General features: G+C 72.1%; 11 protein-coding genes and 1 tRNA gene. 4 read left to right on the top strand and 8 right to left on the bottom strand.

Translation table 11 applies throughout. The features are described 5' to 3' along the window. Positions 1-2: 2 nt before the first annotated feature. From NLX94_RS39245 to NLX94_RS02325, 5 genes are all read right to left on the bottom strand, one after another. The gene (locus NLX94_RS39245; protein WP_254380836.1) at positions 3-1,883 is read right to left on the bottom strand and encodes a S9 family peptidase; all 1,881 of its coding nucleotides are present in this window, start codon (positions 1,881-1,883) and stop codon (positions 3-5) included. Beyond that, positions 1,880-3,298 carry an NAD(P)/FAD-dependent oxidoreductase gene (locus tag NLX94_RS02310; protein ID WP_254380837.1) on the bottom strand — a complete coding sequence of 473 codons (1,419 nt, stop codon included), beginning with the start codon at positions 3,296-3,298 and terminating at the stop codon, positions 1,880-1,882. Before NLX94_RS02310 ends, NLX94_RS39245 begins: the two co-directional genes overlap by 4 nt. Beyond that, entirely contained in the window at positions 3,295-3,627 is a 333-nt protein-coding gene (locus tag NLX94_RS02315; protein ID WP_254380838.1) for a PqqD family protein, read from the bottom strand. Before NLX94_RS02315 ends, NLX94_RS02310 begins: the two co-directional genes overlap by 4 nt. Next, on the bottom strand, positions 3,608-5,107 hold the full coding sequence (gene stsB, locus NLX94_RS02320; protein WP_254380839.1) for a StsB family radical SAM/SPASM domain sactipeptide maturase: 1,500 nt from the start codon (positions 5,105-5,107) through the stop codon (positions 3,608-3,610). The genes NLX94_RS02315 and stsB overlap by 20 nt, the downstream gene beginning before the upstream one ends. Positions 5,108-5,180: 73 nt before the next feature. Further along, positions 5,181-5,447, bottom strand: a complete 267-nt coding sequence (locus NLX94_RS02325; protein WP_254380840.1) for a StsA-related sactipeptide RiPP — start codon at positions 5,445-5,447, stop codon at positions 5,181-5,183. A 336-nt stretch (positions 5,448-5,783) separates the two neighbouring features. Between NLX94_RS02325 and NLX94_RS02330 the strand changes: the two genes are divergently transcribed. Next, positions 5,784-6,545, top strand: coding sequence for a BTAD domain-containing putative transcriptional regulator (locus NLX94_RS02330; RefSeq protein ID WP_254380841.1), 762 nt, complete (start codon positions 5,784-5,786; stop codon positions 6,543-6,545). Positions 6,546-6,634: 89 nt separating this feature from the next. Here the strand turns inward: NLX94_RS02330 and NLX94_RS02335 are convergent, their stop codons facing one another. Next, positions 6,635-8,500: an ABC transporter ATP-binding protein gene (locus NLX94_RS02335; RefSeq protein WP_254380842.1), complete on the bottom strand. Its 1,866-nt coding sequence runs from the start codon at positions 8,498-8,500 to the stop codon at positions 6,635-6,637. A gap of 211 nt (positions 8,501-8,711) precedes the next feature. Between NLX94_RS02335 and NLX94_RS02340 the strand changes: the two genes are divergently transcribed. Then, positions 8,712-9,902: a PP2C family protein-serine/threonine phosphatase gene (locus tag NLX94_RS02340; protein WP_254380843.1), complete on the top strand. Its 1,191-nt coding sequence runs from the start codon at positions 8,712-8,714 to the stop codon at positions 9,900-9,902. Between the two features lie 96 nt (positions 9,903-9,998). Then, positions 9,999-11,570: a fused MFS/spermidine synthase gene (locus NLX94_RS02345; RefSeq protein ID WP_254380844.1), complete on the top strand. Its 1,572-nt coding sequence runs from the start codon at positions 9,999-10,001 to the stop codon at positions 11,568-11,570. Between the two features lie 85 nt (positions 11,571-11,655). Here NLX94_RS02345 and NLX94_RS02350 read toward each other — a convergent pair. Further along, positions 11,656-11,729, bottom strand: a tRNA-Pro gene (locus NLX94_RS02350). 118 nt (positions 11,730-11,847) lie between these two features. On the opposite strand from NLX94_RS02350, the gene NLX94_RS02355 reads away from it, so the two are divergent. Next, positions 11,848-12,363: a DUF309 domain-containing protein gene (locus NLX94_RS02355; protein ID WP_254380845.1), complete on the top strand. Its 516-nt coding sequence runs from the start codon at positions 11,848-11,850 to the stop codon at positions 12,361-12,363. A gap of 80 nt (positions 12,364-12,443) precedes the next feature. Here the strand turns inward: NLX94_RS02355 and NLX94_RS02360 are convergent, their stop codons facing one another. Continuing rightward, positions 12,444-12,833: a VOC family protein gene (locus tag NLX94_RS02360; protein WP_254380846.1), complete on the bottom strand. Its 390-nt coding sequence runs from the start codon at positions 12,831-12,833 to the stop codon at positions 12,444-12,446. Positions 12,834-12,836: the final 3 nt, after the last annotated feature.

Raw genomic sequence — 12,836 nt, forward strand, 5'->3', positions numbered from 1 at the left:
CGTCAGCCCAGGTGCGCCGCGAGGAACCGCTCGACGGCGGCGTAGTAGGCCTGCCGGTTGGCCGGCCGGGCCAGCCCGTGGCCCTCGTCGGGGAACAGCAGGTACTCGTACGGGAGTCCCTTGGCCTCCAGCGCCGCGACGATCTGCTCGGCCTCCGCCCGGGGTACGCGGACGTCGTTGGCGCCCTGGACGATCAGCAGGGGGATGCGGATCTCCTCGACCCGTGACAGCGGGGAGCGCTCCCAGAGCATGGCGCGCTCCGTCTCCGGGTCCCCCACCTGGGCGTGCATGAAGGAGCGCAGCGCGGTGCGGTAGGGCGCCCCGGCCGCCAGCAGCGTCAGCAGGTTCGACGGACCGCAGAGGTCTATCGCGCAGGTGAACACCTCCGGGGTGAAGGCCGCTCCGACCAGCGCCGCGTAACCCCCGTACGAGCAGCCCATGATCGCGATGCGCGCGGGGTCGATCCCGCCTCCGGCGACGAGGTGGGCGACCGCATCGAGCAGGTCGGTCTGCATCGCGGCGCCCCACTGTTTGGCGCCCAGGTTGCGGAAGTGCTTGCCGTAGCCCGTCGAGCCGCGGAAGTTGACCTGGATGCAGGCGTAGCCGCGGTTGGCGAGGAGCTGTGCCTCCTCGTCGAACGCGAAGGTGTGGCGGGCCCAGGGTCCGCCGTGCACGTTCACCACCGCGGGCAGGGAAGCGCGTTCGGCCCCGGGCGGCCAGGTGACGTAGCCGTGGACCGTGACCCCGTCGCGCGCGGAGAAGACGAAGGGCTCCATCCTCGCCAGCGTGTACTCCTCCAGCTCCCGCTGGTGGCTGAAGAGGTGGCGCAGGGCGCCGGCCGGCCGGTCGTACACGTAGTAGAGGACGGGGCCGACTCCGGTCACCACCGAGACCGTCCACAGCCGCCCGCTCCGGTCGGTGCGGTCCACGTAGACCTCGCCGTCGACCGACAGGAGGGCCAGCTCGGCGCGGATCCGGCCGATGTCCTTGCCGAACTCCTCGTCGAGGAAGGCCCATTCGTCGCGGTCCTTCGCGAACAGCACCGCTTGCGGCAGCCGGCTCACCGGGTCGAACTCCACCTGCTTGACGTCGTACACCGGGTCCTGCGCGAGCAGGGTGCGCCGCCCGGTCGCGAGGTCCACGGCGAACAGGCGGCCGGCGTTGGCCCCGATGGAGGACAGGAGGTGGCAGGTGGCTCCGTCGCGCGAGAAGCCGAGGACGCGGGTCCCCATGGCGTCCTCGTAGGGCACGTCGAGCCAGGGCGGGGCGGCGTCCGGCCCGCCGAAACCGCCGGGACCGTCCGGCTCCGGTCCCTCCGGCGGGTCGAGGAACACGGACAGGCCGCCGTCGGCCTTCATCACCGTGCCGCCGCGCACCCGCAGGTCGGTGTCGACGATCCAGCTCATGTACCCGGGGTTCTCCGCGACCTTGGTGAGCCGGTCCGTCAACAGGTCGAGGGCGTAGACGTCGTGCAGCCCGGGCCGGTCCTTGTTCAGCCCGATCAGCAGGGTCGTCGGGTGCCACCGGTTGTGCGCCAGCACCCGCGCCTGCACCCCGTCGAAGGGCGTGGCGCAGCGCTCCCGGCCGGTGACCAGGTCGACGAGGTGGATCCGCCAGCTCTCGTCGCCGTCCCGGTCGCGCAGGTAGAAGAGGGTCCGGTCGTCGTGGCACAGGCCGTACGTCCGGATGCCGCGGCCCCGGTCGTGCGTGACGGGCCGCGCCTCCCCGGGCCGGTCCACCGGAGCCGTCCACACGTTGAGCACGCCTTCGTCCGGTGCCAGGTAGACGAGACGGGTCCCGTCCGGGGAGATCTCGGGCACGAGGTACGAGGGGTTACCGAAGAGGACGGAGTGCGGGATCAGCGGTACGGCCTGCGGGGTCACGGTTCCCTTCCCGGAACGGATGGCTGGAGGCCGCGCTCCGAGAACCACCAGTCGCGGAGCCCGGGGAACTGCGCGACCGCCTCGTCGGTGTCGAGCGGCGGGGCCGCGGAGCGGCCCGCGGAGGACGCGGGGAGGGCCGCCGGCGGGGCCGCCCCGGAGGGGACCAGCGTCTGCGCGCGGAACAGCCGGCTCATCAGCGCCGGGCTGCTGAGCACCTCGCGGGACATCCGGGCCCGCATCTGCTCCCCGGCGGGGGACCGGGGCCTCCCGGAACCCTCCGCGACTGCGGCGGCCCGTGCCCGGTCCTGCTCGGTCGCCATCCGCCAGGACTCGGAGGCCACTTCCGCCACGGCGGCCTGGACGAAGGGCAGCACGGAGGGCCGGGCACCGCGCCGCGCCAGCTCCCGGTCCAGCCGGACGACACTGAGCAGGGCCACGGACATCCCGTGCGAGTAGACGGGGTTCACCGCCGTCAGTGCGTCCCCGATGACCAGGAATCCGTCGGGCGGGGGCAGTCGCTCAAAGTACCTCCGCCGGTTCGCGGTGGCACGGAACGGCCTGACCCTGCCCAGGGGTTCGGCCGCGGCCAGCAGCTCGGCCGCGATCGGGGAGCGCAGCGAGCGGGCGCAGTCCGTGAATCCCGGCTCGTCCGCGGGCGGCCGGGCATCGCGTGTGCCGGTCAGGGTGAAGATCCACCGGCCGTCCTCGATGGGGAACAGCGTGGCCCCGTACTCCGGACGGCCGCTCGAAGGCCGCGGGTGCAGCATGATCGCCGGGAGGTCGGCGGCGAGGCCGGGGGGCGCCCGGTAGATCCGGGTGGAGTACGCCATGCCCGGGTCGAGCACCTTCTCCTCGACGGCGGCTCCGCCGATCTCGGACAGCCATCGTCCGGCCCGCGAGCGCCGGCCCGTCGCGTCCACCACGAGGTCGGCGCGCAGGGTCGTACGGGAGCCGTCCTCGTCCGCGACCAGGACACCGGTCACCCGCGACGTGTCTCCTACGAGTCCCAGGACCCGGGTGCGCTCCCGCACGGTGACCGCCCCGTCGGCCAGGGCCCGCTGCCGGATGACGTGGTCCATCAGCCAGCGGCTGCACGAGACCATGAAGGCTCCGGTCTCGTGGCGGCGGAACCAGCCGTCCGCGCTCAGGATCAGCGCGCCGTCCGGCAGGCCGCGGCGGTGCGCGCCCCGGGCGAGGAGCGCCTCCAGCGTGCCGGGGAGCAGCGCGTCCAGCGCCTCGGCGCCGGCGGTCACCAGCACGTGGCTGTGGAAGGCCTGCGGCAGCCCCGGCCGGACCCCGGGGCCGGCCGGGTAGCGGCCGCCCTCGACGACGGTGACCTCGTCGACGTGCCGGGAGAGCACCCGGGCCACCAGCACCCCCGCGAAGCCTCCGCCGAGGACGACGGCCCTGGTCATGACCGCGCGGCCGGCTCGCTCCGCGTCGCGGCTTCCGGCCCGGCCTGCGCTCCGGCTCCGGTCTCCTCGATGAGGCCGGCTTCGATCATGGAGCCGATGAAGGCGTCGACCTCCGCGCGGATCCGGGCCGTCATCACCGGGTTGTGCCCGGCGAACAGCAGCGACAGGTTCCTGATGACCGTCTCCCGGTCCCCGTCGCTCTCCACGAGGGCCCAGATCTGGGCGGCCGTCGCGTTCAGGGTGCGGAAGTCCCCGGACTCGCTGTGATAGAGCGAGATGCCGTCGCCGGTCTCCTGCCAGATCACCGCGTCACTGATGTGCAGGGACATCTCCCAGCCTCCTGTTCACCGGCATGATCGGAATCAGTTCGCCCACCTTGATCCCGGGCACGGGGGCCGGCGGGCGGACGTAGGTCTTCCACTGCTCGTGGGCCTCGTGCACCTCTCCGCTGGCGACCAGCCGCGGGACCGTCATCTCCAGCCCGTTCAGGGCCAGTTCGGCGCGGGTCACGCCGGTCTCCTGCCACAGCTGCGTGGTGACGCCGTGCCGCAGGATCCGGCACAGGTGGCGGCTGTTGCGCCGCAGGTCCCCGGACTCCGACATGTGCGCGGCCCGGCATCCGCCGCCGCAGCTCGCCTTGATGTAGCACTTCTCGCAGTCGGCGTGGAACTCCCCGCCGTACACGGTGCTTCGGCGCATCGAGGTCAGGACGGGGCTCGCGAAGATCTCCGACAGCCGCTGCTTCCGGATGTTTCCGGCGAACTCCCCCTTGCCCGTGATGAGTTTGCACGGGTAGACGTCGCCGAGGGAGTTCACGTAGATCTCGTTGCCGCCCATGCCGCAGTTGCCCTTGACCGAGCACGCGGTGACCGGCCTCGGGCCGTCCGGCTTGAGCTTCCCGGCGACCGGCGAGGTCCAGACGAGCTGCTGCACCTTCAGGTGGTCCTGCCAGCCGAAGTCGTAGTCGTCTCCGGCACCGCGGCCGAGGTCGTTGTGGTTCATCAGGCGGACGCTGTGGATCTCGATCCCGTCGAGGAAGGAGGCGAAGTCCTCCAGCTCGTGGACGTTGTCCGAGGTGACGATGTGGTTGATGGCCGGTTTCACCCCGGCCGCGTTGAGGAGCTGGATCGCCCGGTGGGTCTTGGCGAACGCGCCCTTGCCGCGGGTGCGGTCGTGGGTCTCGGCCGTTCCTCCGTCGAGGCTCACGGTGACGGCGTCGAAGAGCTCGGCGAACCGGTCGGCCTTCTCCTGGGTCCGGATCATCGTGGCGTTGGTGATGATGTTGACCTTCAGGCCGCTGCTCTTCGCGTGCTCGACGATCTGGAACAGGTCCTTGCGGAGCATCGGTTCGCCGCCGGTGAAGATGACGGTCCCGGCGCCGAAATCGGCGATCTGCGAGACCAGGTCCAGGGACTCGGCGGTGTCGAGCTCGCCCGGAAGGCATTTCTCGGAGGAGGCGTAGCAGTAGGGGCAGCGCAGGTTGCAGCCGTCGGTGATGGCGTAGTACGCGACGCCCAGGGGCGGTTCGCTCAGCTTGACCTTGGGCTTGTTGCCGTTGAAGTACACGATCCAGTTCAGGATGAGCTTGGCGAGAACGCGTTCCGTCTCGTCGTTCTGCTCCAGCCCCGGCTGCTCCCCGCGGGCCCGGGCGGACGCCAGGGCTTCGAGGATCCGGAACTCACGTCCGGTGAGGACGCACCGGGCGGCCACCTCCGGGTTGACCACGAGGTGGTCCTCGCCGTGCACGAAGTACGTCAGGTCCTCGGGGACCTCGAACAACGACAGGTTCCGGATCAGGTTTCCGCGCATCCCGCCTCCTCTCTCTGGGCTGGCACAGGCGCGGCCCGACGCGAGTGGCCGCCGGACCCCGCCTGTGAAACGGTCAGTTCTCGGCCTGGCCCGATCCCGACCAGAGGCCGCAGGCACACAGCATCGCGGCCTCGAAGCCCTCCTTCGTGGCCTCGGGGGAGGTCCAGTCCTGGGAGTGCGCCACCACGTCGGGCAGGATCGCCGCGAGGCGGGTCTTCGTCGAGATGAGGACCTTGGTCTCCTCGGGGGTCAGGCTGGCGTAGAACTCTTCGAGAGCGGGCGCCATCGTGCCGCCGATGACGCCGGCCGCACGCAGGGACTCCAGGGCGTTGAAGGACATGCTTCCACCTTTCGCTGTCGCATTCGATCGGGGACGCAACCGAGACTGCGCGCGGCGGACCCGTGAAACAACCCCACGAATGTGGGTTGTGCGGGAGCGGCGAAGGGGACATACGCAGCGCGGGCGGAACGCCTTCCGGAAGGGGACCGGAGCGCCTTCCGGAGGGGGACGGGCACGGCTGGAAACCGCCGCGCAGGGGTGTTGACGATCTCCAGATCTGTGCCGCACGCTCATATCACAGCCGTTGTGAAGCTCATGTGAAGCGAACGTGGAAATCGGGATCAATGGAGCGCCCACCCGGCGGCCGGCGGCCCTTCGGACGACCCGAGAGGTGCGATGAATCCCACCGGCTTAGGCATCGTGCACATATCGCTGTTGCCAGGCTTCGTCTGCCGCACCGACCAGCGGGTCACCGATCTCAGCGACATCCAGCAACGGCTCGTCGCGGCCCTGGTGCTCGCCGACCGCCCGCTCAGGCGCGTCGAACTGGCCGCCCGGTTGTGGCCCGACGCCCCGCCCGACCGGGCCGGGGCCCGGTTGCGCCAGACCCTGTGGCGGCTGAATCAGGCCACGGCCGGCGGCCTGCTCCACGCCTCGCACACCACCATCAGCCTCACCGACCACGTAGAGGTCGACTACCGGGCGGCGGCCAGGCTGATCGCGACGGTGTCCGGGGCGGTGTCCGGGACCGTCGGGGCGGCCGGCGAGGACCGGCTGCCGCCGGCGTGGAGCGTCCTGCGCCACCCGCTGCTGAACGACTGGGACGACGACTGGCTCGTCCCCTTCCAGGAGAAGTGGAAGGTGCAGCGCGTGCAGACGCTGGAGCGCCTCGCCGAGAAGTTCCTCCAGCGCCGGCAGCACGCCGCGGTGCTCGAACTGGCCGACGCCGCGACCCAGGCCGACCCGCTGCGCGAGGGGCCCCGGCGGATCGCCGTGCAGTCCTGCCTGTTCGTCGGCGAGGTGGCCGACGCGCACCGCCGCTACCGCGGCTATCAGGAGCTGCTCTCCGCGGAACTGGGCGTGGCGCCGAGCGGAGCCATCCCGCAGCTGCTGAGACAGGACCGCGAGCGGCAGCTCGCCCTGGCGGCGGAGTACTGACCGGGTGCCGCCGTACCGCCACTGGTACGACGGCACCCACAGGTACGACGGCCCCGCCTCTACGACGGCACCCGCCCTCCCCGCCCCGATCAGCGCAGCTCGGCCCGCGGGGCGGGGGTGTCCTCGATGAACCCGCCCGACTGGTGCTGCCACAGCTTCGCGTAGGCCCCGTCCGCGGCGAGCAGTTGGTGGTGCGTGCCCTGTTCGACGATCCGCCCGTGATCGAGGACGACGAGCTGGTCCATGGTGGCGACCGTGCTCAGCCGGTGCGCGACCACCAGCGCCGTCCGCCCGTCCATCAGCCGCCACAGCGCGTCCTGGACCAGGATCTCGCTCTCGGAGTCCAGCGCGCTGGTGGCCTCGTCGAGGAGCAGGATCGGCGCGTCGCGCAGGATCGCCCGGGCGAGGGCGACCCGCTGGCGCTGCCCGCCGGACAGCTTCACCCCGCGCTCGCCCACCATGGTGTCGAAGCCGTCCGGCAGCCCGTCGGCGAACTCCGTGACGTGCGCCGCCTCGGCCGCGCGGCGGATCTCCGCGTCGGTGGCGTCCGGGCGGGCGAAGGCGATGTTGTCGCGCAGCGTGCGGTGGAACATCGCGGGGTCCTGGGGGACGTAGGCGATCAGGCTGCGCAGGTCGGCCTGGCTCAGCCGGCTGATGTCCTGCCCGCCGATCAGGATCCGGCCCGCGTCGATGTCCGTCATCCGCAGCAGCAGCCGGGTGAGCGTGGTCTTGCCCCCGCCGGACCGGCCGACGAGGCCGAGCTTCGATCCTCCGGGCACGGCCAGGTCCAGGCCGTCGAAGAGGGGCTTCCCCCCGGGCTTCCCGCCCTCGTGGCCGAAGATCACCCGGTCGAACCGCACATCGGCGGCCGGCGGACTCCGCAGCGGTTCCGGGTCCACCGGGTCGAGCACGGTCGGCGGTGTCATGAGCAGTTCGGTGAACTGTGCGGCCTCCGTCATCGAGCTCTCCAGACGGCGGTAGATCTGGTTGAACTCGAACATGATCCGCGTCGCACTGGCGTAGTAGGTGAAGGCGACGATGACCGCCTCCACGCCGTGCGCTCCCCCGCCGAGCACGATGGCGAGCATCAGCCCCAGCACGTTGGTCACCACGGACATCGGTGCGACCAGCGTGTCGATGCGCAGGTTGCCGTAGTCCCAGGAACGCAGGGTGAGCTTCCTCGACTCCGCGACCCTGGTGCGGTGTTCGGCGGCCTCGCGGGATTCGGCGGCGAACGCCCGGACCGTGTCCATGTTCATCAGGCTGTCCGCCACGTGGCCGGAGACCCGGGCGATCGCCTCCTCCCGCCGGGCGACGAGCACCTGGCGGCGGCGGATCAGGGGCGCCACGCACAGTCCGGTGATCGTGATCATCGTCAGGAGCCCGACGACGAGCAGCGGGTCGTACTGCCACAGCACCACCGAGGCGAACAGCAGGGGCACGAAGCTGCCCATGACCGAGAAGGTCAGCGTGTCGACGAACTCCTCGAAACGGGAGGCGAAGCTCAGGACCCGCTTCGTGAGCGATCCGGCGAAGTTGTCGTGGAAGAACGCGGCGTCCTTGGCGAAGAGTTCGTCCATTCCGGTGACGTACAGCTGCTCGATCCCGCGGGCGTCGAGCCGGTTCAGGCAGTGCAGTCCGACGCGCCAGCAGGCTTCCGAGAGCAGCAACACCCCGGCGAAGGCGAGGACATAGGGCGCAGCCCACCCGAGGGCGCCGCCGATGCCTTCGGCGATTCCCTCTCCTCCGGCGATCCGGCCGACGAGCTTCGCCACGACCAGCGGTGCGATGTAGTGGATGCCGATGTTGCCCAGCGCCGGGAGCAGCATCGCGGGCGCCGTCAGCCATCGCAGGCGGATCAACTCCCGCCCGTAGTAACGAAGCGCGAGGAGCACCGGACTCCTGCGCGGTGAATTCATGTTCGGTGAACTTGCGTACGATTCGGGCGATCCCATCCCAACCCTGCCTTCTCAGCCCGTCTGGCCAGAAAGCGGAGTGTCCCGCACCACCGCCCGCACGGTCCAAGCCTTTTCTCCCCGACCGCCCGGTTCCGGCCGCCCCGCACACCGCCGAGCATCGGCACCCGCCCGGCCAGGTTGGCCCGCGCGGGCCGGGCGGGCTGATGAAATGCCTCCACAGGAGTGGAGCGGCGGGCGAGGGAGGCACGTGTCGGAACAGGGCGGGCTGGAGGCGCGGCTGCGCTCCATGGAGGAGGCCCTGGAGGAGATCGGAACCTCCCCCGACGAACGGCAGACCTGCCGGGAGCTGGCCGGATTCCTGTTCCGCACGCTGTGCGACGCCGCCGCGGTGGACCTGGCCCGCCGCGGCACCCGTACCGAACGCGTCGCGGTGGCCGGCGCGGCGGACCTCCTGGGCGGGTCCGCCGCCGAAAGCGCGCCGCTGGTCCGGGCGGTGGACCGCGACCATCCCCTGGAGACCTGGACCGCGGGCGCCGACGCCGGCACCGGTGCCGACCGGACGTACCGCGCCTCGGTCCCGCTGACCGGCCGGGGCGAGCTGTACGGCAGGGTCCTCACCGCCCGCACGCGGGGGGAGTACGGGGACCACGAGCTGGCGGCCCTGCACTTCGCGGCGCGCCTGACCGCCGTCCACCTCGGCCATGCCCGGCGCCTCGCGGCGACCGAGCGGACCGCGCTCGATCTGCAGCGCGCCCTCGTCGCGGAGCCCGGCCGGCCCCACCCGAACCTGGAGATCGCCAGCCGCTACCTGCCCGCCGGGGCCCGCGCCCTGGTCGGCGGCGACTGGTTCGAGACGATCCGGCTGCACTTCGGCCGCACCCTCCTCGCCGTCGGGGACGTGATGGGGCACGGCCTGGAGGCCGCGGTCGACATGAACGCCTACCGCTCCGTACTGCGCGAGGTCGCCTCCACCGACCTCGCCCCGCACCGGGTCCTGCGGCAGCTGGACTCCCTGTCCGCCTCGGACGCCACCCGCAGGCCCGCGACCTGCCTCCTCGTCCGCATCGACCCCGCCCGGGGCATGGCCCTCTACTCCAGCGCGGGCCACCTGCCCCCGGCCCTCTTCACCGCCGAGGGCACCGGCACCCTCCTGGACGTACCCGTCGGCCCACCGCTGGGCACCGGCATCGGCGGCTACGAGTCCCTCGCCCGGCCCCTCACCGCCGACCAGACCCTGCTGCTGTACACGGACGGGCTGGTGGAACGGCGCAGCGAGGACATCGACGTCTCGCTGGCCAGACTCGCCGCCCTCCGCCTGGGCTCCCGTACGAGCCTCCCGGAGGTGGTGGACGCGGTCTGCGCCGGCCTCGACGCCCGGCACGCCGAGGACGACGTCGCGGTCCTGGCGGCCCGCCTGCGCCCGCGGCCGCATCCGTAGGGATCGACACCCCAACACCCTTGCCGTCAACCGCGCTTGCCCCTGCTCACTCCTTCGATCAGGACTTCCGCACGGGCCGGCGGGTCGCGTGCAAGGATGTCGGCCGTGACCAGTCCGTCCTCCTCGCCCGTGACCACGGGCACGCCTCACGAACACGGCCTGGGCCCCCGTGCCGCCGCCGTCCTCGTGTTCGGCTCCTCGGCCGCGGTCCTGGTGGTGGAGATCGTCGCTCTGCGGCTGCTCGCCCCCTACCTCGGCCTCACCCTCGAGACCAGCACCCTGGTGATCGGCATCGCCCTCGCCGCGATCGCCGTCGGCTCCTGGCTCGGCGGGCGCATCGCCGACCAGGTCAACGCACGCCGGCTCATCGGCCCCGCACTGGGGCTGTCCGGAGCCGTCGTGGCCCTCACCCCCGCCGTGCTCCGCACCACGGCGGAGTGGGTACCGGACATGCTCGTGCTGATCGCGGCGCTGACCATCCTCGTGCCCGGCGCCCTGCTCTCCGCCGTGACGCCCATCGTGACCAAGCTGCGCCTCACCAGCCTCGCCGAAACCGGGACGGTCGTCGGCCGACTGTCCGGCGTCGGGACCGTCGGCGCCATCGTCGGCACCCTCCTCACCGGCTTCGTCCTCATTTCGCGGCTGCCCGTCAGCGGCATCCTGATCGGCCTCGGAACCCTGCTGGTGATCGGTGCGGCCCTGGTCGAATGGCGCATGCGGCGCTGGAGCGGTACGGCCGCCCTGGCACTCGTGGTCGTCGCCGGCGGCCTCGCCACCGCGATCGCGCCCGGCGGCTGCGACTCGGAGACCAGGTACCACTGCGCCCGGGTCGTCGCGGACCCGGACCGGGACGGCGGCCGCACGCTCGTCCTGGACGGCGTACGGCACTCCTACGTGGACCTCGACGACCCGACCACGCTCAAGTTCGAGCACGTGCGCGCCATCGCGTCGGTCGTCGATGCCGCCTTCCCCAAGAACACCCCGCTGGAGGCCCACCACTTGGGCGGCGGCGGCCTGACCTTCCCCCGCTACCTCGCGGCCACGCGACCCGGGACGCGCAGCGGTGTGTCCGAGATCGACAACGGGGTCGTGCGCATCGACCGCGACCAGCTGGGTCTGCGGGCGCAAGGCGGCACCAACGGCAGCAGCGCCATCACCGGTATCGACGTACGCGTGGAGGACGGCAGGCTCGGCCTGCGGCGACTGGCCGCCGGCAGCCGTGACCTCGTCGTCGGGGACGCCTTCGGCGGCGTCAGCGTGCCGTGGCACCTCACCACGGTCGAAGCGATGACCGACGTCCGGCGGGTGCTGAACCAGGGCGGCCTGTACGTGGCCAACCTCATCGACTACGACGGCCTGGCCTTCGCACGCGCCGAAGTGGCCACCCTCAGCAAGAGCTTCGAACACGTCGCCCTCGTCGGCAGGCCCGCCGACATCGGCCTCCAGCCGTCGGCCGGCCCCCGGGGCGGCAATCTCGTGGCGCTCGCCTCCAACCGGCCGGTCGACGCCCTCGCGACCCAGGCGGCGCTCGACGCACGGCAGCCCGGCTGGAAGATCACCACCGGCGAAGCCCTCACGAGGTGGATCGGCGACGCCCGCCCGCTCACGGACGACCACGCCCCCGTGGACCAGCTCCTCACGCCCTACGGGTCACGAAACACCCGGTGAGCCGCCGTGGGCCGGGGCCCCGGACGCACGAAAGGTCGTCTTCTCATTTCTGAGAAGACGACCTCCGACTTGCGTTGAAGCAAAGTCGGGACGACAGGATTTGAACCTGCGACCCCTTGACCCCCAGTCAAGTGCGCTACCAAGCTGCGCCACGTCCCGATGTGCGTCTGATCTGGGGTTTCCCCCGTCCCTGCGGCACATGCAGAACATTACCCCACACCGAGGGGTGTCCATGCACCGGTTATCGCCGGGAAGGGCAGGAAGCGAGGATGGAAGGGTGAACGCACGGGATCGGGACGGTGAGGGGCGGGCGCGGAACGCGCGGCCCAGGGACGGGCTGGGACGGCCGCTGCCCTACGGGGCCCAAGGGGTGGAGCGGCAGCCGGAGGGAGTGGTGCGGTCGCCCGGGGAGTCGGTGGCGCAGGCGCAGCTGCTGCTGGACGCCGGGATGCCCTTCCACGCGCACGAGGTGTTCGAGGACGCCTGGAAGTCCGGGCCCGATGCCGAGGCACCGCTGTGGCGGGCGCTGGCGCAGCTGGCCGTCGGGCTGACGCACGCCGCGCGCGGGAACGCGGTCGGCGGGGCCCGGCTGCTGCGCCGCGGAGCGGATGCCCTGGCCCTGGCCGGGCTGGACGGAGCCGGAGACGCAGCCGCCCCCGGGTCCGCGTACGGGATGGACGTCCCCGGGCTGATCCGCTGGGCGCAGGAGCTGGCGGCCCGGGTGGAGGCCGGCGCGGCCGTCGATGCGGCCGCCGAGGCGCCGAGGCTGACGGGCGGGGCCGACCCGGGCTGAGCTCGGCACCGCCGGTGGCCGCCGGACCTGGCGGCCCCACCGTCACCGCACGAGTGATCCCGTCCAACGCCCGGCCAGGGCTACGCCGGCTGGAGGAGGTCCCAGCGGTTGCCGTAGAGGTCCTGGAAGACGGCGACCGAGCCGTACGTCTCGTGGCGCGGCTCTTCCAGGAAGCGGACGCCCTCCGCGGTCATCCGGGCGTGGTCGGCGGCGAAGTCGTCGGTGTAGAGGAAGAAGCCGACGCGGCCGCCGGTCTGGTCGCCGACGCGGGAGCGCTGGGCGTCGTCCTTGGCGCGGGCCAGCAGGAGGGCGGATTCCCTGGCGCCCGGCGGGCGCACCACGACCCAGCGGGAGCCGTCCGGGCGCGGGGTGTCCTCGGCGAGGTCGAAGCCGAGGGCACGGGTGTAGAAGTCGATGGCCTCGTCGTAGTCGTGGACCACGAGGGCGGTGAGGGCGAGGTGGGAGGGCATGTC

Origin of the sequence: Streptomyces sp. TBY4 (genome assembly GCF_024213195.1) — a bacterium.
Classification (GTDB): domain Bacteria; phylum Actinomycetota; class Actinomycetes; order Streptomycetales; family Streptomycetaceae; genus Streptomyces.